General features: G+C 48.2%; 14 protein-coding genes. 2 read left to right on the forward strand and 12 right to left on the reverse strand.

Annotation, left to right across the window (positions count from 1 at the left end):
- Positions 1 to 284: 284 nt before the first annotated feature.
- The 3 genes from B5Z18_RS06730 to B5Z18_RS06740 all read right to left on the reverse strand — a co-directional run bounded on the left by B5Z18_RS06730 (position 285) and on the right by B5Z18_RS06740 (position 4,438).
- Entirely contained in the window at positions 285 to 821 is a 537-nt protein-coding gene (locus B5Z18_RS06730; RefSeq protein ID WP_133256306.1) for a hypothetical protein, read from the reverse strand.
- A gap of 117 nt (positions 822 to 938) precedes the next feature.
- Positions 939 to 3,548, reverse strand: coding sequence for a DUF7133 domain-containing protein (locus B5Z18_RS06735; RefSeq protein WP_079468607.1), 2,610 nt, complete (start codon positions 3,546 to 3,548; stop codon positions 939 to 941).
- Positions 3,549 to 3,715: 167 nt separating this feature from the next.
- A complete protein-coding gene (locus tag B5Z18_RS06740; protein WP_143313513.1) occupies positions 3,716 to 4,438 on the reverse strand; it encodes a hypothetical protein in 723 nt (240 codons plus the stop codon).
- A gap of 516 nt (positions 4,439 to 4,954) precedes the next feature.
- Between B5Z18_RS06740 and B5Z18_RS06745 the strand changes: the two genes are divergently transcribed.
- Positions 4,955 to 5,872: a hypothetical protein gene (locus tag B5Z18_RS06745; protein ID WP_143313514.1), complete on the forward strand. Its 918-nt coding sequence runs from the start codon at positions 4,955 to 4,957 to the stop codon at positions 5,870 to 5,872.
- 126 nt (positions 5,873 to 5,998) lie between these two features.
- Here the strand turns inward: B5Z18_RS06745 and B5Z18_RS06750 are convergent, their stop codons facing one another.
- The 5 genes from B5Z18_RS06750 to B5Z18_RS06770 form a co-directional block, all read right to left on the reverse strand.
- On the reverse strand, positions 5,999 to 6,328 hold the full coding sequence (locus tag B5Z18_RS06750) for a DMT family transporter (RefSeq protein ID WP_079468610.1): 330 nt from the start codon (positions 6,326 to 6,328) through the stop codon (positions 5,999 to 6,001).
- A 379-nt stretch (positions 6,329 to 6,707) separates the two neighbouring features.
- Positions 6,708 to 7,475 carry a hypothetical protein gene (locus B5Z18_RS06755; protein ID WP_079468611.1) on the reverse strand — a complete coding sequence of 256 codons (768 nt, stop codon included), beginning with the start codon at positions 7,473 to 7,475 and terminating at the stop codon, positions 6,708 to 6,710.
- Positions 7,476 to 7,526: 51 nt separating this feature from the next.
- Positions 7,527 to 8,654, reverse strand: coding sequence for a mandelate racemase/muconate lactonizing enzyme family protein (locus B5Z18_RS06760; RefSeq protein WP_079468612.1), 1,128 nt, complete (start codon positions 8,652 to 8,654; stop codon positions 7,527 to 7,529).
- Positions 8,655 to 8,666: 12 nt separating this feature from the next.
- Complete coding sequence (locus B5Z18_RS06765) at positions 8,667 to 9,608, reverse strand: D-2-hydroxyacid dehydrogenase (protein ID WP_079468613.1); 942 nt, start codon at positions 9,606 to 9,608, stop codon at positions 8,667 to 8,669.
- Positions 9,609 to 9,629: 21 nt separating this feature from the next.
- Complete coding sequence (locus B5Z18_RS06770; RefSeq protein ID WP_079468614.1) at positions 9,630 to 10,838, reverse strand: sialidase family protein; 1,209 nt, start codon at positions 10,836 to 10,838, stop codon at positions 9,630 to 9,632.
- Between the two features lie 204 nt (positions 10,839 to 11,042).
- Here B5Z18_RS06770 and B5Z18_RS06775 point away from each other — a divergent pair, with 204 nt between their 5' ends.
- The gene (locus tag B5Z18_RS06775; protein ID WP_111580506.1) at positions 11,043 to 11,762 is read left to right on the forward strand and encodes a FadR/GntR family transcriptional regulator; all 720 of its coding nucleotides are present in this window, start codon (positions 11,043 to 11,045) and stop codon (positions 11,760 to 11,762) included.
- On the opposite strand, the gene B5Z18_RS06780 is transcribed toward B5Z18_RS06775, so the two are convergent.
- From B5Z18_RS06780 to B5Z18_RS06795, 4 genes are all read right to left on the reverse strand, one after another.
- On the reverse strand, positions 11,751 to 13,094 hold the full coding sequence (locus tag B5Z18_RS06780) for an SMI1/KNR4 family protein (protein WP_079468616.1): 1,344 nt from the start codon (positions 13,092 to 13,094) through the stop codon (positions 11,751 to 11,753). The genes B5Z18_RS06775 and B5Z18_RS06780 overlap by 12 nt on opposite strands.
- Positions 13,095 to 13,253: 159 nt before the next feature.
- Positions 13,254 to 15,821, reverse strand: coding sequence for a fimbria/pilus outer membrane usher protein (locus B5Z18_RS06785; RefSeq protein ID WP_143313516.1), 2,568 nt, complete (start codon positions 15,819 to 15,821; stop codon positions 13,254 to 13,256).
- A gap of 90 nt (positions 15,822 to 15,911) precedes the next feature.
- A complete protein-coding gene (locus B5Z18_RS06790; RefSeq protein ID WP_159454218.1) occupies positions 15,912 to 16,436 on the reverse strand; it encodes a DUF4402 domain-containing protein in 525 nt (174 codons plus the stop codon).
- A 24-nt stretch (positions 16,437 to 16,460) separates the two neighbouring features.
- A complete protein-coding gene (locus B5Z18_RS06795) occupies positions 16,461 to 24,512 on the reverse strand; it encodes a T9SS type A sorting domain-containing protein (RefSeq protein WP_079468619.1) in 8,052 nt (2,683 codons plus the stop codon).
- Positions 24,513 to 24,539: the final 27 nt, after the last annotated feature.

The raw sequence follows: 24,539 nt of genomic DNA on the forward strand, positions 1-24,539 counted from the left end.
GCGCGGTTTCCAATCCTTTGGAGCTTGGTATCAGGCTTATAATCAGTAAATGGTTAGGTATAAATAACACAGCGGACCGTACCAGTTTGTTGCTCCAACGCATTGACAGACCAGGGTTCCAGTGGGAAGCCAGTCCTTTATATTCACTGCCATCGGCCATAGGAAGTATGTACAACCCATTGTTCGATGCCGCAATTATTAAATCTGCACTTTAAAAACCAAAAGCCCGCTAGAGCGGCTCTAATTGGTTAACAATGCGTCACCCTAATTAAAGGCTTCCTGCTTTATCGTTGAATATTTCCCCCGACCGGAGAATACAGCGGGCCATAAAAAGGAGAATAACCATTATAACCGCCTCTACTTACGCCAACGCTGCCGGAAATGGAGAATGTTTTGTCATTGCTGATATACATCACACCTATTTTTGCATCTGAATAGGCAGCAAAGTTGTTAGTCTGCATCAGACCATTGTTCTTATTAATCGCAGGTTGATAGGGTACACTGTTGTAACGGAAAACGTAAGGCGTCACCGATACCCCTCCGAAGGCGTACAGGTTATTGGTCAATTGACGATTTAACTGCAATCCCAAAGGTACCGACAGGAAAGAACCACTTCCTCCTTTAAATGCTACAAAGCCAGCGGAAACGCCGCTATATTTTGTAACAAACCATTTCTTATGGATATTGTTGGTATCGCTTACCTGTTGAGGGTGTTTGAAGACTGATTCCGTGCCATTCATAGCTCCGAAAGATGAGTCTATCTGTGCATTTACCGTCATACCCGACATTAAAATAGCAGCAAAAAGAATTATGCGTAACATACCAATAAAGATAAGCATCCTTTTTTTATTAAAATGCTAACATAATCACAATATGTGATCTGAAAGAAAAAGCCCGCTCAATCGGGCGGGCCTTTTCTTTCAGATATGTATTATACTTTATTTTTTCTGCTGTGCCAGGAAAGAAACGAGCGATGCAAGTTCCTCATATGACAACGCATTAGCAAGACCCGTTGGCATCATAGACGTTTTCATTTCCTTACGGGTCAGGATATCGGCTGTTTTTACGGTGAATACTTCTCCGCTGATATCTCTCATAACTACCCTGGCAGAAGTTTCTTCCGTAACAAATCCCATGTAAGACTTGTTACCCTTCGCAGTGATCATCACGGTGGCAAATCCCTGTGAAATAGATGCGTTAGGTTTGAGAATGGACTCTGCGATCTGTTCCCGGTTCATGATAGACCCGATTTGTCCCATAAAAGGACCTTTCATTACTTCTCCTTTCTTAATACTGTGGCAGGCAACACAGCCCTGGTTGGTAAACAGTACTTTTCCCCTGGCCGGATCTCCTTTTAATTTATTGATGGCTAACAAAACATCTTCGATAGATGATTTGCCCACCTGACCTTTTTTACTTTTTATTTTTTCAAGATCTACTTTGGGTTCTTTGACCGGAGCTGCAATCACTTTTTTCTCTGGTGCAAATGCGGCAATATCCATCCGGTTGCGGGCATCAAGATCTCTGAAAAACGCTTTGCCGGGGCTGGTTTTCAGCGATGCTGTTTTAAGGAATTTTTCGATAGCCGGCGATGCTTCCCAGGTTACGCCTTTGTAGTAGGGACCATGTGAATCCGGTCTGGTTCCCCACCACCAGGATGCATCATAGGTGTCTTCTTTTTTGTAGAGGCGTGCTAATGTGATAATGATCTGCCGTTTTAATTGCTCATTTTTCGACACCGTGTAAGCATTCATCAAGCCGTCCACTGCTTTCTGATCATGCATATATCGTAGTGCCCACAATGCCAGCGTGGAGTTTTCACCGTTGATTCCCGCTACAGCGGCATCTACTGCATGAAGGCCAACCAGGGCCCGGACAGCCAGATGAGGCAGCACAATAGCAGCATTGGGCGTAGCGTGCGGTCCTTCCACATCTTTAACAGGGGCAATAAATGACGCCGGAACTTTAGTCTGCAACAATGCGTTGGCTGTTTCGATACGGCCTAAACGTCCCAATCCGATAATTGCAGCTGCCTGCACGCGCGGAGATGGATCTTTAAGTCCTTCCAGGAAAGGTTCAGTTGAAACATCTTTCAGGATGCCTTTCCTGTCTGCCAACGCCCGCAATGCATGTTCCCTTACGGAAGCATCTTTTGTTAATGATGTTAAAGCAGGGATACCATCTGCGCCTGCAGCCTGTGCATAAGTATAGATACCGGCCACGCGGGCAAATAATGGCAATTGGGCATCTGAAGCGATTTCCAATGCCGCGGACATTCCTTGTTTACCCCCACGCGCAATTAATTCCTGAGAGGCATTCAAACGGGCAACCGCACTGGCCGATTTAAGCAATCCTGCCAATTCCTCCACCGGGGCGGTGGCCAGATTGGGAAATGCCTTGTAAGTCCAGTTGTTTGGTACTGCCCGGATCACATAGCCTTTATCCGGACTGCCGGAGTAACCTGCGCCATCCCATGCAGAAAGGAAAAGCCGGCCGGATCCGTCAACATCCAGATCCGTAATCTGTGGAAGCTCTAAAAAATCTTCGTCTTTCTGGGTGAATGTGGGGCCATCAGGCGTTACCCTGTGAATGTAAAGCATGCTTCTTCCCCAATCCGCCATCATTGGAACGTTATTGTACTTCTCAGGCCAGCTGGGTTCCGCCATATATAAGGCGCCGGTACCGGAGCCGCCACCAAGATCTGCCAGCGCAGGTAATATTTCATCTGTAAAATGCTGAAACAATACCGGGTATCCATATTCCCCGGATTGGATATGGTGGGAAAACCGCACATTCCATCCACCACCATCATTGGTATTTTCTCTCGTAAAAATATTCATATATGGATCAATGGCCACATCATACACGTTGCGTGTACCGTGGGTGAATATCTCCATTTCGGTACCATCAGGGCGTACCCTTACAATACCACCGCCAAGCATGGTCAGTTTCTTACCGGAACGATCCGTTGCGTTATGAAACCCAAAATCACCTACCGCAATATAGATCCAGCCATCAATACCCATCCTGATACCGTTAGTGGCGTGATCCGTTCCCCGCTCCTGAATGTACTTGGTGTTACTGAGGTTTTCGATAAGTGGCTGAGGAGGTCCGTCTGCTTTTCCATCTCCGTCCTTATCTTCAAAAACAACCAGCGCCATCCCGGAAGCTTTACCGGATTCTTTGGAAAATGTGGTGTGCAATACAAAAACCCGGCTGCCCTGCACTATGATGCCACGTGGGTTATCCACCGTTGCAAATTCAATATGCTCGTCCATTTTCCCGTCATTATCCTTATCTATAAGCTTAAGAATCCGGCCTTTCCCCGGGTCTTTTCCCAATGAACCCATCATATCCACGCCTACAAACACTTCGCCGGTTGGCGCAACTGCGAGACAAGCGGGGCTGGGCGTGATATCAGGACCGGAAAATCTTGTAATTGTTAAATCAGGGGGATTAGGAGAAGTGTTTTGAGGCTCTCCTATAAATTGTTTTGTGCCAATAAATACTGCTAGAGAATAGATCAGGCCAATAGAAAATTTCGTCATTTTGGTTCGCGGTATTAATAAAATAGTATTTCAGTGCTTTAGCAAAAGCATTGGTCAATATAGAAAAAATAAAATTTCAGGCCGGAATTATTTGGGGAGCGGCATCAAATACTATTGAATGTGCGGCATCTGGTGGTATAAATGGGTGGAATATGGCCCTGCAAAACCTATCTGTAGCTATGCCATGAAAACCCCAGCAGGCCATGATGGGCTTCGGAATACAGGTAGTCCCCTTTCGTAAAGCGGTTATATACCCCCTGTTCGAATTCCCGCCTGGCAACCAGGGCGTTTGTTTTGAGTACCAGCAGGTGATAAGTTGCCTCTACGCTATCAGGCAATCCGGCTGAAGCAGCCTTTACGCTGCTGAGTCTTCTTTCCCTATCCAATACTATGCAATTGGTACAGCCGGGATTTAGATCTTTTTTATAATGCTCCTCACCCACCTCTACCCATTGAGGTGGCGCAATAATACTATCAGCAGGCAGCAGGTGCAAATAATACGAAGTAATCTCACTTTTCCTTTCTTCAGGTTCTGAATAACCTTCAAAAGAATGTTTGCCTGTACCGGTAACGAGGTACTTTATCGTTGCCGGACGGGATAGATCAAAGGCGTAGTTAATACCGGCTAAGAATGGCAGGGTATAAAAGGCCATCGTCATCAGCAAAGCATGCTCATTAATCCGTGCATCATCCGGCGCCCGTTCTGTTTTCTTAACCAGGATGTAGGCTACCGCTACAGATGAAGCAATGACCAATAAATATCCTGAGAAGGAAATGCTATAAACGGAAAATACATGCGGAACTATAAAGAGATATACAACAAGCATCGCTGCAAACAGTGCAAAGCGCGTTATTTCGCCCCGGGGCTTCCTGTTAAAAAAAAACTGCATACTTGTACCCGCAGTTTTATGGATAAAGTATCTCAGCAGTGGAATACAAAAGATAATCACGAGAAGATACCTGAAAGTAACAGAACCGGGGTCAGTAAAAAGCAACCATATACACAGTGCCAGGCGGGTTATGGCAGAGAAGATTACGGTGCCAATTGTTTTTATCAGGTGTTTCAAAGGTGGTAAATTGTTTTATCCAAATTACGAATATTGGGGTGTAAAAACAACTGCATAGTGTATGCGTTCCCCCGTAGGGTGTTTTCGTATTTGATTGGCATCCTCCATTTCCCATCTTTTAATTTTGAAAATTATTCTATTCTTATTTACAGTAAATCTATTACTGAATACTGTAAAACAATTATTCCGGGCCATAAATACAGTAAAACGATTTGGATCATCTATTAAAACTCTTTTTTATAGAAGACGATAGTTATCATTCCCGTTTCACGCAACTTATCAATAACCGACATCAATCATATATTAATTAAAATATTATATTTGTACAAATGTATTTAATTGGGACAACGTGCTAACTATGTTATTAAAAACGGGGATCAGCTCACCATTCACTATCACCATTGGCGGGCCAACACTATTGCATCAGACCTATATTTCGGTGAAAAGCCCTTTCTACGCTATATAAGCGAATGTACAGTCCGTGAGGAATTAATGGATCCTATTTGGATGGAAGGCTTTGTAATACTGGATATGGCAGAAAAACTGCTTGGCTTCTGGGCATGGGAACTCGAAAATGAGACTTCTGTTTTACGTTACTATTTATCCGCATTGAAAAAAAAATGGCCTGGCTGGCAGATTATGCATTTAGCTAATGAAATGTATGATGCGGAACCATTGTTAGGCATTGACTATGTTTCACAGCAACCAGCCACTAAATTTGAATGCACTGATCCAGCGGATATTATTAATGATCCTTTAGGTGACTATCCTAACGTATTGTTCATTATCAGACAAAACGAAAAGCTTTTTGTTGCCGAAACGAATATTACATTGGAATCTATTATTTGTTATGGCAAAGATATTGTTGCACTACTGGAAACAAGACCTGCCATTTCGATGCCGGCGGAAGGCCAAACGCGCGCACTTGACCATCTGTTTATCGACGTTGATAACAAACAGTTGATTGCCAATGCCAGTATCTTTGGCATATGGAAAATGATGGCTCATAAGTGGCCTGAATATACATTAAAAATGGGCCGCATGGGCTATCTGGCTATGCTGGAAGAGGCAAACATTCCCACCATTGGATTAGAAATACCAAAAGAAAAGGTACAGGAAGCGTTTGCGCATATGACCGCTCCGCGGGAAACCTATGATCCAACGGATCTCATTAATCATCTGACAAAAGAACCGGGCACAAAAATAGAATTTATAAACCCTCACTTCTTCGACAAAGTTTCCCCCCGTAAACCTTGACTGCTGCAAATCGTACAAAATTGGCGGCAGCTATTCCATCGCTTTTGAAAAACAAAGCGGCTGCCTCAAACATGACGCAGGGTGAGAGTCAAGCCTTTTTTTATTTAATGGATCTAACTCTCAGCATCAGTGTGTTGAACTTTTGGAGAAAACATTGATCACTACTACTCCTATCACGATTAATGAAATACCGATAACAGCCGGCAGATCTAATTTCTGCTTGAAGAGGATTAATCCAATTACCGACACTAACACGATGCCTACGCCCGACCAGATGGCATAAGCAATTCCAAGTGGAATGCTTTTCAATGTGAGGCTAAGGCAGTAAAATGCGATGCCGTAAAATACTACCACCAACACAGAGGGCCAGGGCCTGGTAAATCCTTCGGAGGCTTTCAGCGAAGAGGTAGCAATGATTTCAGCAATGATAGCTATCAGTAACAATAAGTATTTCATGCGTCAGGTTATTGATGCGAAAATAGTACTCCCGGCACTGAAATATATTTTTTTATGTGCGCTTAAAACAGGCGTAGGGAATACGGTGCAGTCGCTTTGGTATCGGGCAGGAATGCAATAGCAGCAGGCGTTTACCTGCAGAAAACGTGCTGGAAAGGTGGACTTGATCAGGAGATGTGATGGGGATGAACTTGATCTTCGTGAAACGTATTTTGGGAGAGATAATGATATGGTTTCTGATTATACGGATACCTGATTATCTTCTTAAAACCGCCAGGGGCAAACTTATGGCCATAACAATGCACGGAAAGGTGGTTTCCTTAACAGGGAAAATACATACTGATGGAAGTTGTGGTGGTGCTGCTGGTAGTGGCTACCTTCATTCCCGCTGCCGTGCAGGCACCGACAATACCACTTTTCCTGTAGTGGACAGGGATTGATAAGGCAGCATTCTTTTTACACGGGGAACACTGTTTACTTTAACAGGCTGCTTCTTTATAGTAGCGGGTACAACAACCGCTATGATATCGGCGGCTTTGCTCCGGCGGTTTTCTATAACAGCGCCGTGTTCATATGCTCTTACCTGTAAGGTAACCAGCAACGTACCTCTCCCCGGAACGGTGGCGGCCAGTTCGGCGCCGTTGAAAGGCTGGCTCAAATCGATTGTGGTGGCCGATTCAGTACGTCCTGTTATTTGCCGCTGCGCGAAGTTAATACGAACGGCTACCACAACAATTTCCAGGTGTGTTGCTTTGGCCGGTGGCCATAGCTTCTGGGCTGGTATATGCAGTATGCCGCCAGTTGTGATAATGGGCTGAAGTGAAAAGAACTGCTCCACACCCGTGTACGGGTTAAAGCGAAAGCCTTTCAGCTCCGGCAGGCGATCCCGCGTTGCGGTGATCAGCGCTTTGTTTAAGCGGTTCACCAGTGTGCCGCCGGGGTTTATCGCCAAATGAGGAGTGATAGCCCGCCGGATCAGTTTCCCTTTCCTGCTGGCGATACCAAAATCGCGTGATGCCCTCCGTGTAGCGGTGGTTTGCTGTACTGTATCCGGCATGCTGCGGATGAAGTAAGATCCATTTCTCCGGTATCCTATGACGTTGCCCAATTTACCGGTGAATTGGAGCAACCCTGTTTGTTTTGCCATAAGGGGTTAACATTTTTACTGAAAATACGAAAATATTTTCAGTCCGCCATGCTACCATCGTCTGCCCTTTATCTCTTCCACGGTGTGATCATTGATCCAGTCCCAGTCTATTTCCACGCCCAGTCCTGGCTGTTCCGGGCAATGCTGGCAGCCATCTTCCCGGATTTCGAGCGGATTGTTTTTCAGGCCGAACCGGAACATGGGGTGATGGGATTCCAGGAAACGGGTGGTGCGTGCAGCGCATGCCACGTGGAGATTGGCAATATCCAGTAATGGTGAGGCTGCGGTGTGGATTTCAAATTCAAAGCCCATCATTTCACACATGCCGATGGCTTTCATAACACCGGTGATGCCGCTTTTATGATGTACATCGCCACGAACAATATCTATGGCTCCCTGTATCATGTAATTGGGTAATTCGAAGAGTCCCACGGTTTCTCCCGCCAGCACGGGTGTTCTGATGGCCTGCGATAGTTTTTGCAGCTGAAGGATGTGTGCATCGGGGAACGGTTCTTCAAACCATTCGTAGTGAAGATCGTCCAGCTCATATCCTATCTTCAATGCGTCTTCAAAGCTTAATACGGCGGAGGAGTCCAGCATGAGCGGAAAACTGCTGCCGGCTATTTCCCTTGCCAGCCGCAGCTTTGGGATATCCTGTGCCGAGCCGCCGGATAGTTGCAGTTTTATTCCTTTAAAGCCCTGGGCTATTTTCAGCCGTACCTGTTGTTCCAGGGCTTCGGGCGTGGTGATGGTTTGCGGCGGGCAACTGGAATACACCGGTACTTTATCGCGGTATTTTCCCAGCAGCACGGCGATGGGTAAGCCGGCGACCTTTCCTTTGATATCCCATAGCGCTACATCGAGGTTGCCCCAGATGGTTTCACGGAAGTTGTAAAGGTGTCGTTGTTTGCTTCTCAGCCGTTGCCAGATAGCTTCATGGTTCAGGGGATCATGACCAACCAGGTCGTGATAATAAATATCATGTACCGCGTAAGCTGATGCAATCCCCTGGCCTAACGGGCAATAGTCCATTGTATATCCTTCGATTCCTTCATCTGTATGAAGGATGGTCAGTGGAAAATCAAAAAAAGGTATATAGCCCGATGGCACCGGATGAGGAGCGTACCAAAGTTCAGATGATAATCTGATAATTTTTGTAGTAATATCTGTGATCTTCATGATTATTATTTTTCAATAGCCTTTATCGAAGCGGACTATATTTTTCAGGGGGATACCATTTTTAAAAGCAGCCAGGTTTTCGAGAAAGCAGGCTACAATACCTTCATATTCTGAGGTGCTGCCTCCGCCGGAATGCTGACTTAGAACGGTGTTGGGGCAACTCCACAACGGATGGCCGGCCGGCAGTGGTTCTTCCTGTGTTACATCTAATACGGCGCCGCCTATACGGCGATGCATCAGTGCTTCGGTGAGTGCCTGTTCGTCGGCGAGCAGGTTACCTCTTCCCACGTTGCAGAAGATGGCATTGTGTTTCAGTGCGGCGATCATTTCCCGGGTAAACAGTCCTTTTGTTTCTTCTGTACCAGGCAGGCAGGCTATCACGATATCGGCTGCAGGCAAGGCCGCTTCCAGTTCAGTTGTTGTTCTTATAACGGCGTTTGGTGAGCGGCGGGCATAAAGCCTGATGGTACAATCAAAGCCCTGCAGTATTTTTTCTATCCTCCTGGCGATGTTACCGGCGCCGAGGATGATGACGTGTTTGTTTTGCAGTGTTTGTAATGCGGGACGGATGATATGTCCTACCCATTGTTGTTTGTTCTTTAGCGCTGCAAATTCACCGGCGCCCCTGTATAGCGACAGGATGCCTGCAATGGCTGTTTCCGCGCAGGGTTGGGAGTAGTAGTCCTGCATATTGGTGACTACGGCCGGTATTTTAATATGCCGGTAATACTCAAACCCGGTGGAGTACAACTGTATCCATTGCAGGTTCACAGCCTTTTCCAGCCATTCCACGGGTTTGGGATTTCCGAGCAGGATGTCCGCTTTTAACAGCGCTTCGCGTTGTTCGCTTTCGCCGGGTAATTCATCTCTGAAGATAAAGCTATCGCCGGCGGCGCCGGCAGCCAGTGTGGATTTATGGCGCTCTGCGAGGGGAGCGTCAACAAAGATCAACATATACTTATAGTTTGGGTTTATTCAGTGTTTTTTTCCGGTAAAATCTTTTCCGGCTGTTAACCATTCGAGGTTAAAGCGTTGTATAACGATGCGGTATTTCCAGTCGTTATCGTCGCCGTCCCTGATTTCGTACAGGCAGTAAATAGTACCGTCCTTGTCTACCGCCAGATCAGAGTAACCCGCGCCTTTTTCGAAGAGTACTTTTTCCACGGGCCAGGTACGTCCTTCATCATAGCTGAGTTTAGCTGCCAGGCGTTCGCGGGGTTTATATACTTTTTGTCCTTTGCGGATTTCGGTGGCATTGTCGCGGCTGTCGGGGTTTACGAACAGGATCCTGTTGATGCTGTTTGGTTTATTACCGGATAAGCGGAGCAGGCTGGCCATGCATACCGGTTCAAACAGCTGTTCATCCAGCACCGGGGTGGACCAGTTACTGCTGCCATCGGGACTATAGCTGATGAGGCGTTTGTTGGGGGCGCATTCGTTGCGCATATTTACCATAACGCGGCCATCGGCGAGTTGCAATGCTACTGTTTCGCTGGGGTTTACCACGGTATCTGTTGAGCCGGCAATCTTATCGCCGGTATTGGCAATGATGGCGCCGCTTTTCCACGTTTTCCCATGATCGTCGCTATAAATGGTAGCCGTGCAGGAAGGCCGGTGGTCGCCGCCAGGAATATTTTTATTGGGAATGCAAAGCCATACCGGTACTACGAGGCGGCCGTTTTTCAACTGGATACCATGGCCGGGGCCGGGGGCCAGTACTTTCCAGTTATAGACAGCGCTGAAGCCATTGAATGCAGAGGTAATATCTACGGGGCGTGACCAGGTTTTGCCGTCGTTGGTTGATTTCATATAATAAGCGCGTGCATAATCCACATGATAGAGCAGGTGTACGGTGCCATTTTCATCCACAATGGGTGTAATATTACTGGTGGGAACGCCGGTGGTATGTGGTACCACTACTGTTACCGGTTCCCAGTGGCGGCCTTTATCGATGCTTCTGCGCATCAGGAGATCCATTTCCGCCCAATCCTGGCCGTTGCCGGCGCGGCCTTCTGCAAATGCCAGCAGCACGCCTTTTTTGGTGACCACCAGGGCGGGTACATGCATAATGGAATAGCCATCCCGGTCGGGTTCAAATAACAAGGTGGTGTCTGAGAAGGGCTGCTGCTGAGCGTTGGCACCTGTTGCGTATACCAGGATCAGGAGAATGAAGATCTTTTTCATAACTGTGGCGATATCTGTTTTGTTTAGTGGTTGCTATGGTTATCCAAAAGTATATAATTCAGATTTGTCTGACAAATTATTTGACAAAAATTATTTGTCAGACAAAAAATAATAACTTTGCAGGGGAGATCTGATAAAGAAATTACGGTTATGCAAATAAGATATGACCGCTATCCTGACAGATCCTGTGGAAAATTTACAGTTATGGAAATAAAGCACGACCAACTGAGATCTGTTACATTAGTAGATCTCGTGGAAAAAAAGATACTGGACTATATCAAAAAGAACAAACTTGGTCCGGGGGCCAGCATTCCCGGAGAGGTGGAACTCACCGACACGCTGCAGGTAGGACGTAGTGTAATCCGCGAAGCACTGAGCCGGCTGAGGATGCTGGGTATCATTGAAAGCAGAACGCGACGCGGGATGGTGTTATCAGAACCCGCTGTGATGGAAAACCTGGACAAGATGATCAATCCTTATATGCTGAAAGAAAGGTCTGTACTGGATTTGATTGAATTCAGGATATCGCTGGACATCGGGATCTGTGACCAGATCTTTGATAATATTACGCAGCAGGATATTAAAGACCTGGAAAAGATCGTGAAGGAACAACCGGCGCTCGGGGGCAACCGTTACGCAGTAGAAAGCGAACATGCGTTTCACCGCAAGTTGTATGAGATCCCCAATAATGAGATCATCAAAGGATTCCAGGCAATCCTGCTGCCGCTATTCAATTATGTAAACGAGCATTTTGATGAGTTTGCGCCTTTCTTCGCACAAAAGAAAAAAGTGATCTCGCATAAAGACCTGCTGAACTACCTGAAAAAGGGCGACCGCGAAGGATACCGGAAAGCGATGATGCAGGATCTTAAACCTTATGCGGAGTTTGTGAAATCAAAGAAGGCAACACCCTCACTTCCTTAACTTCTGAATGGTTAATCCCATATCCGCCAACCGGTGGCCCAGATTAGACAAGATATAGTCCTGTTCCGTTGGAAATCTTTCTGCTATCTTCTTATACTCCGGCAATAACCTTTTATCCTTCACACCGGATAGCGCCTGCAAGGTAGCATGCACTACATAATTGGAAGGATCATTTAACCCATTGATAAAAACATCCAGGTAAGGAGACTTCTTTTTAAGTTTCCCTAAAGTATAAAAAGCTGTTTTCCGGATTTCTTCACTACTGTTGGTTGTCATCGGAATAATTAAATGCGCACAATCCATTTTCGTTTCTCCCAGCAGGTAGGTGCAAAACCGGAATGTTTCGTCATCATGGATGTTCCCGATATTTTCTTCGATGATCTCCCGCCATTCCATGCTTTTATCTTTTGCATACCACCAGATAAGTTGAACAACGGTTAGCAGATCAACAGCACTGTATGCCAGCAGGTGGGGCTTTGCCAGCGGGTAACTGAACTTTGTGAGTACCTGCAGCCAGGTCCGTTTGTATTCCGCTTCTGATAACCGGTATTCATTTTCCAGTATAGCCACAACGCCGGGTTCAATGCTTCGCTTAGTTTGTATACCGATGATACAATCCAACCGGGTTGTTTTGTTTGTTGCAGTATGGTATTTTTCCAGCAGTGAAGATACACTTCCACCCATTGCATAGCCAAACCAGGTGGGGCCGGCGGCCAGCAGGTCTCCCGAAAGGATTTCATCCAGCCAGCGTTCATACCAATCTAAAAAAGTGTCTTCAAAAGTGAATTTTGGCTTTTGCCTGTCTATGTCGATATTCACTACCTTGCCTGCATGTTCCCCGTTTAACACCAGGCCGTGGATATAGGCGCACCCCTGAGATCCGATGGGTAAAATTCCGGTGTAAATATTTTGTATCGCTTCATCGTACTCCTCATCTGAAATATCTTCCTTTTCGGCTTCTTTTGTAAGATTATTCCATTCATCCTCTGTTATACCGGGATAAATTTTCACAGGTTCGCTTAAATATTTTTCAGGATTACTTATCAGGTCATTCGCACCTTTCTTCAAAGGGTAAATGCCATAGAACGGACCGGCTGCGGAACCGGCCTGGGATATTCCTCCATTTCCCACATGAAGCAGGAATGCCCTGAAGCTTCCAGGCAAAGAAATGTTGTACGCATTTTCAAAATCAGAAAGTTCGGACTCCTCCAGTGGTTGATGGATAACGTATTTGTGATAGCTGGCGCCAAATACTTTCAGCTGTTGATCCTTTTGTTTTGCAGCTGCCAGTTTTGTCCTGATCCGTTCTATTTGTTCCTTGTACTGATGCATGGGTTAAAATTAATTCTTTTCCCCAACAAACCGGATCCTTGCGTGTCTGTCAGCTGGAAAGTAATGCCAGGGAATCCGTTGGCAATGAGCGGAAGAACCGCTTCACAGACTTTCATTCCCGGAAAAGACATAGCCCAATTTAAGAAAAAACAGTGGATGTTATTCGGCGTTTTCTTTCCGGAGCCTGAATTCCAGTCCGTCTACCACATCCCCTTCCATGCGCAGCCTGATGGTAAGCGGCAGCTTTGCGGGAGTGGCAGTCATACCGAGTTTTTGCAATTGTACCGGGTCTATTTTTACGGTATAGGTTCCGGGCGGTAGTCCCATATAATTAAAAAAGCCATCTGCTTCTGTTTGGGTACGCGCCACCAGTGTAGAATCGTTTTTATAAAAACCGATGGACAGGCGGCCTATCCCCTTTGTTACGTTTTCTTCTTCCAGGATCACTTTACCGGATACTTCTCCCATAATCACCACCGGTACTTCAACCAGCTTCATCTGGTTGGGATCTATCGCCACACTGATGGCCGGCTTTTTTACCTGCCAGGCCACATTATCAAAACTATTATTTCCCAGTTCGATGAAATAATATTCGTAGGGTTCCATGTTAACAATACGGATGGTGGTATCGTGCCTGTTCTGGATAATGCGGCCGCCGTTGCAGTTTATTTTCAGGCCGTAGGCTTTGGGTTCGCCGGGATCGCGGCGGCCGTTGGCGTTGAGATCCAGGAAAGGCAATAGTACCACGCCACCTGTGCCTACGCTGGTGCGGTTGCTGAATCCTGCAAAGTTGGTTTTATCGTCGTATATCAGGCTGCCCCGCGCAGATTCTACCAGGGTGGTCATGTTGGTTCCTTTCCAGGCGGAAAACCCGATCTGTGAGAAAGCAAAATCGTACCGTAAACCTATGCCCACATTTGTGATATTGCTTTTATAGTTGCGCTCATAGGATACGTTCATGTAACCATGTCTGAAAAGATATTTACCCAGTTCGCATCTTACGGCCATCAGGCTGTTGCTGTTGTATTCATATTGCACCTGTGGCGTAATTAAAATTTCACCCGGCAGCCTGTAGGTGAGGGCGAGGTTGGTATATACAAATGGCGGTTCCGGTTTTATAAAGATCGCATAGGTATTCACGCTAACGCCTACACGGAATATAGCGCCGGAGAGCAGCCATTCGGCCGTTGTATATTTTGTTTCCGGTAAGATGATCTGGTTAAGCGTTACGCGGTTGAAAAAAGAAAACTTCTTTGCCAGGAAAGGCTTTGAGATAATAAACTTTCTTTCTTCCACAAAATTATAAATAATGGCCTGCTGACCTTTTTTATATCTTGTATAAAACAATTCAAACTGCAGGTTGGAAGGCATGTGATAGGTAAGTATACCACGGCCCCGTACGCCGTAGGTATAGTCGCCCGCCAGTAAAAGACTGGACCCCACGCGGGCAGAAGCCATCACAAAAGGCATAGCCTTACCCGTTGTAATAGACGACAGGTATTCCATACCACCCCCTACCGTGACGTTCCTGCTGAGACCATAGTTCATTTGCACCCGTGAAAAGATACTCTGATGTCCATCTTCCACCATACCGGCGCTCGCAGTATATTCAAATTCATGCAGGGGCAGGAAATTGAATGGTATACTGATGTTCTCTTCCCTTGACCGCTCTTCGCCCCAGGGGCCATAAAAGCGGAGGCGCACCACGGAATTACCATATACGAGCGGTACCTGGAAAGTAAAGAAGCCGGCTGCATCTGCAGTAGTATAATCTACCAGGGCGTTGTTCACATATAATTCCACGGTCCACCCGGGGTCTGTAAAATCGCTGAGGGTGTAGGAACCATAAGACCGCCTGTAGGAAGTGGGCGTGTTTGTAAACTGCACCCCTACCACCGGATCGAACAGTGACGCTGTGGATGGCGTAAATATTTTACCTGCAATGATCTGCCGTAAGGCGCTGTTATCATTATTCACATAGCGCCACCGGTAATATTGCTGGCGCTGGTCGAACGGCTTGATCAGGACGCTGTCGTGGCTATAGGGCAACTGCTGTTTTGCGTAGTTGTTATAGTTCAGCGATACATTTGTTTCTCCTCCAAGAACAACGCCGCCCATAGCGAGGTTTAACCAGGTGTTCCCGGCGCCGCCTTCGGGGCGTTGGGTGGCTACCACCGACCAATCGGCCATACCAATGCTGAACATGGGCCGGCGGGGGCCAATGATGGTATCTGCTTTCAGTTCTCCTTTTAACCGGCTGATATTCCGTCGCATCATTTCCTGCCGCATTTCCCGGATAGCAGGGAGTTCCTGCCTGGTTTCCAGTTTAACGGAGAGGGAACGGAAACTGAATTTACATTGCAATCCGAACACCGTTGCATACAGGCCGGTTTTCAGGTAGAGCGCAGTTTCTGTGCTGACGATATCATCTTTATTTAGCGGGATGATCCTGTCCTGGTAGTGGATCACATTATTTTTTCTATCTACCAGGAACGGGGCGTTTTCATTAATAAAGAAGCCATATACAGAATCCATGTGGGGTGAGGCCGTGTTCCTTATCTTCAGAAAATTAAAAATATCGGTAATAGACAGATAGGCAGAATCATTGTTGATAACGGCGGGGATTTCCGCCCCTCCTATCCCCTGCACCACCACAAACACAGAGGTTTCATAAAAAACAGGTTCCGGCTCTATGGCAACGGCTTTCAACGGAACGGCAAACAACATGGGGCAAAAAATTATCCACACCGGTGTTGCCCGGAATATACTGCGGATGCAGTTGAGGATGATATTTTTGCCTGCTGCTGTCATATTCCGTTATTCCTGGATAAACGTGACCGTAAATACACCGCTGTAGGAACCCGACGGATTAGATGGCGGGCTGCCTACGGTGAGCGTTCCGCCGATCCTCACCAGGTTCCTTGCCGGTGGTGTAGCCGTTGTTATAAATGAGCTTCCCGTACTGGCAGCGCCCACGTGTAAAGTGATGGTGCCTCCATTGCTTCCGGTAAGCACTACGTCCGGTCCGTTCAGTATAGAAATGAGCGTACCCCTGTTTGCTTCTATTTCAAAAATGGCGGGTGAAAACGGATACCCCAGGTTTGCCTGCACAACGCTGCCGGTGACGGAGCGTGAGCCATCGGGGTAGATGATCACTGTTCCACCGGATAATCCCTGGAAAAAGGCGCCGAAAATGAGCCCCTGCGCCGGGTTTACATACACCGCAATAGGACGTGGAGGCGGCTCCTGCGCAGATGCCGTAACATACCCAAACAGTACCAGGATACCTGCTACTGTTAACCGGCAGCGGAACTGTTTGAGAAGATTTATATCCTTTATCATCCTGGTGAAAAACATCTTTAAAAATTATTGCTGATTATTTATAAATACTTTTTTAGACACCACTTTATCATCTGTATAAAATGAAACAATATATATTCCGCTGCTATACTGCTTCCCAATTACATGCTGGCCGTTGCCGGTAATATCCTGCCGCCATAATACCTGTCCGAGGAGATTAGAGATGGTGATGCGGCATTTTTCACCGGGCACTTTATCGAAGTAACCATAAAGTATTCCGCTAACGCTGTAAGCCCTGAACACCGGTTCTGAAGCAGGCGGGGATGTGGTGCCGTTATTCCGGAACACGAGTGAAAAACGGTTTTCATACGTGCCTGCATCGAGGTATACCCTGTACTTTGCATACTGGCGCAATTCTTCTGTTTTACCGGTTACGGCATCCTTCAGGTAAATATGCAGCTGTTGCGGCATGCGTGCGATATCCACGGTGTTGAATGTTACCCATCCGGCCTTTTCTGTTTTGAGCCCCAGCGGTATTACACCGGTGCTGTCGGGGAACTGCGGCCATGCGTTAATAGAAAGCCGGACGCTGTCGGCAGACAGTGCGTAGATGTTAGGCACTGCCGGATCTGTGTTCATCAGCTTTAGCGCATCCATTGTTTTCTCGAAGGCTGCTGATGCAGTGGCATCAAAGTACACCACTACCGGATCAGCTGTTTGTCCGTCGTCTGCAAAGGCGGCGCTCATCCTGAGTATAGGCATTGTTTGCGAAACGCGGTGATATACCGGCGAGAGATTAGTTGTTCTTGCGCTGTTGTTTACTGACAACGTGCCGGTGACCGGGAAGGCGCCATTGGTAACGTGTACAAAGAATCCCTGCATGGCAGCGATCACGTTGGTGGCAACGCCGTCGCTGGAAACGCCATTGATATAAGAGCTGTAGGTGCCGGTATACTGATCGGCAGTACCTCCGTTAAAATAGTACACGGCATTATCGATGTTAGTGCGGGTCCATCCGGCGGCAACGTCCCAGTCGACCGGCGAAGGAAACGGATTCCCTACCAGGTTGAAGCCCTGCGTATAGGGTTGATTGTTATTGGTAAGCGTGGGCGCCGTAACGGTTTGATTATTCACTACGCCGGTGATATCTATTGTTACCGGTGTATTGGAAGTGCCCATCTGGGCAGTATATCCCTGCATAGGCGTAAGCACGCCCGCAGGGCTGGTATACGCTACCCAACCGGAAGATGTGCGGTTTTCCACATAGCGGTAAAAAGACGGGAATGTAGCATTGAGATTAATATCATCTGCCAGCTCATTTACGGTGGCCGCCTGGAAAGGAGAGCTGATGTATTTATATCCGAATGCAGTGGGCAGATACCTTTGTATGGTAACATTACCGGCTACCTGTCCGGCGCCGCTGCCATCGATCAGCGCTGTTTGAGTAGCGGTAGACAGCAGCGTAAGATAACCACCGGTATTTAGCTGTCCGCTGGTTACTTTGAGAATCCCGCTGATATTCAGTGTACCGTTCAGCGTTACGCCCGATGCGTTGTTGATGGTAAGGTGCAGTAATGTATTTGAGGTAAAGGCTGCGGCAGGAATTACCTGCGCAGCAGCCCCGTTTAATTCTATGGTGCCGGCTGTAGCAGTGAAGCTGCCACTGTTAGCGATAACGCCTCCTACCTGAAGTGTGGCGCCGCTTACTGTTACCGTAGCGCCGGTTTGTATGGTTATATTATTGGCTACCGCTACACCGGAGTTGATAAGCGGATAGTTTACAAGACCTGTTGGGATGGTAACATTAGTGGTGCTCACCGGTATGGCGGCAGACGACCAGTTGCCGGTAATATACCAGTTGGTGCTCACTGCGCCGGTCCATATAGCGCCGGTGGCCAGCTCCCCTATTGCCAGGTCGCCAAATGCGGTGAGTCCTGTTGCCTGTATGGAAGTAGGCAGCGGGGAACTTACGGCAGCCAGCGACCAGGAAGTGCCGTTATATCTTGCCACTTTAAAATTGGTAGTGACCGATCCTGCATCCACATCCGCGGCTACCCAGTTAAGTGTTACTGAAACTGTGGTAAAGGTGGTGGCGCTGTTGGTAAAAGCCCAGTACCTGTTTACTTTCCTGCTGGTATTTAAGCCGGAGGTGAGGAGATTCGGATGGCTGACAGCGTATACACCTGCAAGCACATTACCGGCAACACTTACATTGGCGTACAACGTTGTTGCCGGTGTGTAATTGAGGCTGTCGCCAAGTTCATAAGTGCGGGTAACATTGGTACCGGTAGCTACATTTTTTTGCAGGCGGCCATATACCCATCCTGTATTTTGCGCGGCGCCGCTTACTGTTCCGGTGGCGGGAATAATCACCGCGTTGGTAGTCCCGGTGCGGATTTTTCCGGCCATAAATGTAAGGGTACCATTTACCGTGGCGTTCGTAAACAGGGTAACCAGTCCGGTTGTTTTATTTACTTTGATATGATTAAAAGCGCCGGTGGAAGCAATGCTTTGATCAGCAGTACCATTGAAATAAATGGTAGAACCGGTGTTGGTAAATGTTCCGCCGGTCATACTCCAGTTTCCCCTGAGTGTATCCGTGAAGCTGCCCGGTACAAACGTGCCGTTGCTGAGTGTGAAGTTATTCAGTATGGTTAATGGCGCAGTGGCAGTTTTTGTACCTGTTGCCGAGATAGTAAGATTACCATATGGCGTCACTGCAGCAACGGTTTGCGTACTGCCTGCATATTCCACGGTGCTTAGTGTATCCAGCAGATAGGTATCAAAATCCGGTAAACTGTATACTCCTCTTACGATGAGACGTGCGCTGTCGTCGATCGCCATTCCGCCGCCGTTTGTGGCATCCTGGATAATGGTAGAATCGCCGGCATCGAGCGTGCCGCTGGTGATGTCCAGTGCAATCATGTTCCTGAGGGTTCTGGCAAGTGTAGTTGTGGCGGTAGCTTCTTTATGTACCTGCAGTTGCGCGAGGTTAAAGGGACTGCCGGTACCGCCGATAACAGAAGGTGCGGCGCCCGTCATGGCAGGCATACCTGCCGATGCATCCAACGATCCGTTAATGGTAAAGTTATGCTCTATATTAAAGTCTGCGTCCGAAATTATGGCGCCATTGATCACGAGATTATAAAAGGTAGTTCCTTCACTACCGGTTAAAATACCGGCGGGGGAAGTCATGGTAAAAGTAGAAGTACCGCCGTTCAATGTACCATTGCTTTCGATATCACCGCCAACCGTGAAGTTGTTACTGCCTGCATTAAAAATAGCGTTGCCATTGATATGAAGATCCCCGCTGATATTCCAGCTGGTGGCCGGTGTAACGCCAGCCGTATTGGCAATGGTAACATCCGTAAGCATGGTTGGCGACCCGGAAACGGTAAGAGCTGCACTGCCGCCGAATATCACAGAACCCGTACTGGAAAAAGCCGTTCCCCTGAGAGTGATGTTCTGTGCTGCAAAAGGATTAAAATAAAGTGTACCTGTGCTGGTTACCGTACCATTATTAGTAAAGCTGCCGCGGATGGTGTGCGTGGAAAGCCCCCCGTTGAAAATGGCGCCGCTGCTGATATTAAAGGCCACCAGTACTGTCCACCCCACACTAGGATTGATGCCCGCAGTGTTGTTTACATTCAGGGTAGCGAAGGTAGGGGCGCTGGTAGAATTTAATACCGGTGACACGTTACCATTGAAATTAATGACGCCGCTAGAATTGGAAATAATGGCATTTAAGAAGCGGATCGTTTGCAGGGAAGTACCTGTAAAAGTGGTGACGCCGTTGCTGGTGAGTGATCCGCTGTTGGTAAGGTCGCCGTTTATTGTTGCAGAGCCGCTGCCACCATCGTAGGCGCCGCCGGCTATTACCTGCAATAAACCATTGTAAGTAATATCGCTGCCGGCTACTGCATAGCTGCCGTAAACAGTGAGCCTGTTGAACGTAGTATTTCCTGTAATTGTTTTCCCGCTGCCATTAAGGGTAATTGTACCCGTGCCACCGGCAAAGGTGCCGCTGTTGGCCCAGTTGCCATAGAGGTTGATGGTAAATGCACCGGCGCTAAAAGTAGTACCGCTGCCGATCTGCAGATCGCCATTTACGGTAATATTAGCCGCAAGGGTTTTGGTGCCGCTGCCACTTAGTATAAGATGCCCGTAGGCAATATTTCCTGATACGGTTTGGGTTCCTGCCCTGTTGTAATTAACGGTGCTGGTGGCGCCGGGCAGGTACTGGGAATAGTCTGCAGGAAAATTATTTGTTCCTCCTGCCACCAGTGTGGCGCCGTTTGCGATGGTAAGTGTTCCTCCCGGGGAACTACGGTTAGCCGTGAACGTAGCCAGGTCGAGCGTGCCTCCGTTTACAGACAGGTTGCCGTTGGTAATCACATTACCGGTGAGCGTGGCTGTTGCGCCTGTTTTGTTGACCACAACATTATTAAAAGTGGTAGCAGAAATATTCTGTGCGTTGCTGCCGGTGAAGTTAACCGTTCCCGTTCCGGGAGTAAATGTGCCACTATTGCTCCAGTTACCGTTTAATGTTAATGTGGCGGCTCCTCCGTTCGCGGTAGCTCCCGCGCTGATGGCTACATCCCCGGTTACCGTGGTGGCCGCATTAATGCTCAGGTCACCACCGCTGACAGTGAGGTTGCCGTTTACCGTAACGGCGCTGTTGATTTGCGCACTACCGGCAGTTTTGGCTATAGTGAGGTGATTGTAGGTAAGTCCGGCTACCGACTGGATGGACGAGCCATTATACACCACGGTACCACTGCCTGCCGTAAACGTGCCACTACTGTAGCTGAAGCTGTTGCCAATATTCAGGGTACCTGCACCCGAGAAGACAATGCCGGCGCCACCTGATTGAATAACCGATCCTGTGGCCGTAACGTTACCATTCCCGATGTTTAACTGTATATTATGACCGGCAGTACCATCACTCAGCGTAAGGTTTCCATTTACAGTAAGGTTCTGGTTATTTACATTAATAGTATGGCTGGCATTGGCCGACCACAGGCCGGTGATATTACCCTGTGTTACCAATGACCCTCCGGCGGCCAGTGTAAGCGTGGCTGCCTGTGCGCTGCCGAAGGAAATGCTTTTCACGTTGGCGCTGTTGCTGATTACCGGCTGGTTAGTGAAAGCAATGGTGCCTATTTCAGCAATATCGTTAACGCCGGGTGGCCGGGAAGGACTGCCCTGTGCAATGGTCCAGTTGGCAGCCGTATTCCAGTCGCTGCTCACGGCCCCGTTCCATCTCACCACGTTAGACGCAGACGCCAGTGTGTAACGGCCCGTAAATGCTGCCAGCAGGCTTGTTTGCTCCACATAATTGGCGGTGGTATTGCTGCCTGAATTGCCATAGATAGACCAGCCGGAACCTCCATTGCGCCAGATACTGAGACTGGCTTCGGTATTACCATTCAATTCTGCATCTTCATAGTGGAAGCGCAGCAGCGTAGCTGCCAGGGTGATGCCGCTGGCCGTAATGGTATATTCACGGTTCACAGCTGCTCCCGAAGGAAAATCGGCTACACTCTGCGGGTTAACCTCCACTGTGATGGAAGCAGACGTAGTTATCCCTGTGAGGGTGACGGTGTTATTGGGGCTTTCAAAAGCATAGGCCGTACCCAATACAAACGTGTGGGAATGCTGGATCTTACCCAGTATGATACCATTACCTGATCTGTTACCTGTAATGGTAACGGTGTTGGCGCCGGTGATCATCGTTCCGCTGGTCATGTTCAGCGTGGTTACTGACACATTATTCAACAGGGTTACCTGGTTAACAGCACTGGTTTTATTGATCGTGAGTATATTGAAAGTAGGGGCGCCCGTTACGGAAGTATTAGCCGCGCCGCTCAGCGTTACTGTGCTTGTAGTGGGCGTGAAAGTACCGTTGTTGATCCAGTTGCCCAGAACAGAAATAGATTGCGTAGAGGCGTTGAAGGTAGTGGCCGATGCGATGGTAAAATCGCTGTTGACCACCACGGTACCTCCCAGCGTTTTTGTGTTGCCGTTGCTTACGGTGAGTTTGTTATAAGTGCCGGCTGCCAGTGTTTGCGCGCCGGTTCCATTAAAGTTGACCGTATTGGGAACGGAGGATGTTACATTGAGCGTTCCCGCTGTAACGGTGTATACATTGGCTATTCCCAGCACTGCGTTGGCCGATAGTTGTAATGATGTTCCATTGAGGGTAACATTGAAGAGGTTGGCCGTGCCGTTCAGGAAGCTGCTGCCGGTGAAAGTTGCCGTACCTGCGCTGGCCGTGAAAGTACCTGATACATCCAGGATGTTGCCGATAGAAAAAGCTGCGGTGGAGGTGATACTACCTGTTACTGCCAGTGTTCCCAAAGTAACAGTACCTGCGCCGGACAAGGTTTTCCCTGTACCGCTCATGGTTACGCTGCCGGCAGCATCATTCATGCTGCCACTTACAGACAGGTTACCGGTGATGGTTATTTCCTCTGCTGCGGTCACGGAACCGGAAACGGTAAGGTTTTCAAATGTAATGCCGGTACCGGTGATTGTTTTGCCGGCGCCGGTCATGGTAAGCGTTCCACCAGCAAGATGGGTGAATGTACCCGGCGCTGTGCTGGTAAGGTTTCCGGTTAAGGTAATAGTAGTACCGGCGGCCGCTGTGATATTGGTAGCGGCCACTGTGAGGTTATTAAAATTATGTGTGCCTGTTCCGCTGATGGAAGTACCTCCTCCGGTCATTACCACCGTTCCCGTACTGCCGCTAAAGGTGCCGTTATTTACCCAGCTGGAGGAAGTAGTGACGGTGAAGCTGCCTCCATTGAATGTGGTAGCCGTACCAATATTCACATTACCACTCACGGTGATATTGGAGGCGGCAGTATAGCTAACGGATGTACCGCTGCCGATGGCGGAGGTAAGGTTTCCAGATATTGCAAGCGCCGTGGCCGGCATAGTTTTAACGACAGCACCGCTGCTGGCAGACAAAGTGAGATTTCCATAGGGTTCGGCTGCTACTGCCTGATTGGTACCGTTATATTCAACGGTGCTGGTGAGGCCAAGAGAAACAGTTGCATAGTTAACCGGGAAGGTGCTGGTACCTCCGATCTTCAAGGTAGCGTTGTTGGCTACTGTCAGGCCACCGCCCACCACGGTGGTCCCCCTGTTTGCGGTAAAGGTGGAGAGGTCGAGCGTACCGGCGAGTACTTCTATTTTCCCTGCTGTTTCAACAGTGGCATTAAGCGGATTCAGGTTTCCTCCCAGTGTTTTTATGCCGCTGCCACTGATCCGGAGGGTGGAATAGGTAAGCGTGTTCCTGACCGTTTGATTTACCAGCGTACCGCTATAATCTACAATACTGCCAGCGGCAAGGGTTATTGTTCCGGTGAGGCCGTAGTTACTTCCGATGACGGATGCTTTTACGTGCAGGATGCCGCCGGCGGCTACCGAAGTAGTGGCGGCGCCGGAGATGAGAACAGGTGTGGCCACATCTGCCGGAACAAACGTTCCGTTTACGGTAAAGGTGCCGGACACGGTCATGTTCACATTCTGCGTGGTGGTGCTACCCACGCCGATGGTGAGTTTTCTGAAGGTGGTAGCGGAGGCGCCTCCTATAGATTGGGTGGTTCCTGCAAAAGTTACCCTGGCATTGGTACTGGAGGTAGTGTAGCTGCCGGAGTTAGTCCAGTTGCCTTTTACAGTAAGTGTAACACCGCGCTGCGAAATGGTGCTGCCGGAACTGAGCACCAGGTTGCCTGCTACAGTGAGGCTTTTGGAAATGGTTAATGTAGCATTAACGCCGGCACCTACGGTGAGTGATTTACAACTGGAGCTGTAACTGATCACCGGGTAATATATTCCTGTAAAAGCGGCGTCGCCTATGATCGCATCGACAGTGGCGCTGGGTACGCCGGCAGTCCAGTTGGCACTGTTGGCCCAGGAACTGCTTACGGTTCCTTTCCAGCTTGTTTGCGCCGATAACAGAATGGGAAAGAGCAACAACAGCAGCAACAGCAACCTTCTACCCGGCGGATACCGGCAGGCATAAAGGAGTGCGCCGGGGATACCGGAAAGGAAAGCCCTGGTTATTTTGTTGTAAAACTGATGAACGAACCAATGTATAATCACTTCCATAGGAGCGTTATTTGGTTGAGGCTTTCT

This window comes from Chitinophaga ginsengisegetis, from assembly GCF_900168065.1.
GTDB classification, from domain to species: domain Bacteria; phylum Bacteroidota; class Bacteroidia; order Chitinophagales; family Chitinophagaceae; genus Chitinophaga; species Chitinophaga ginsengisegetis.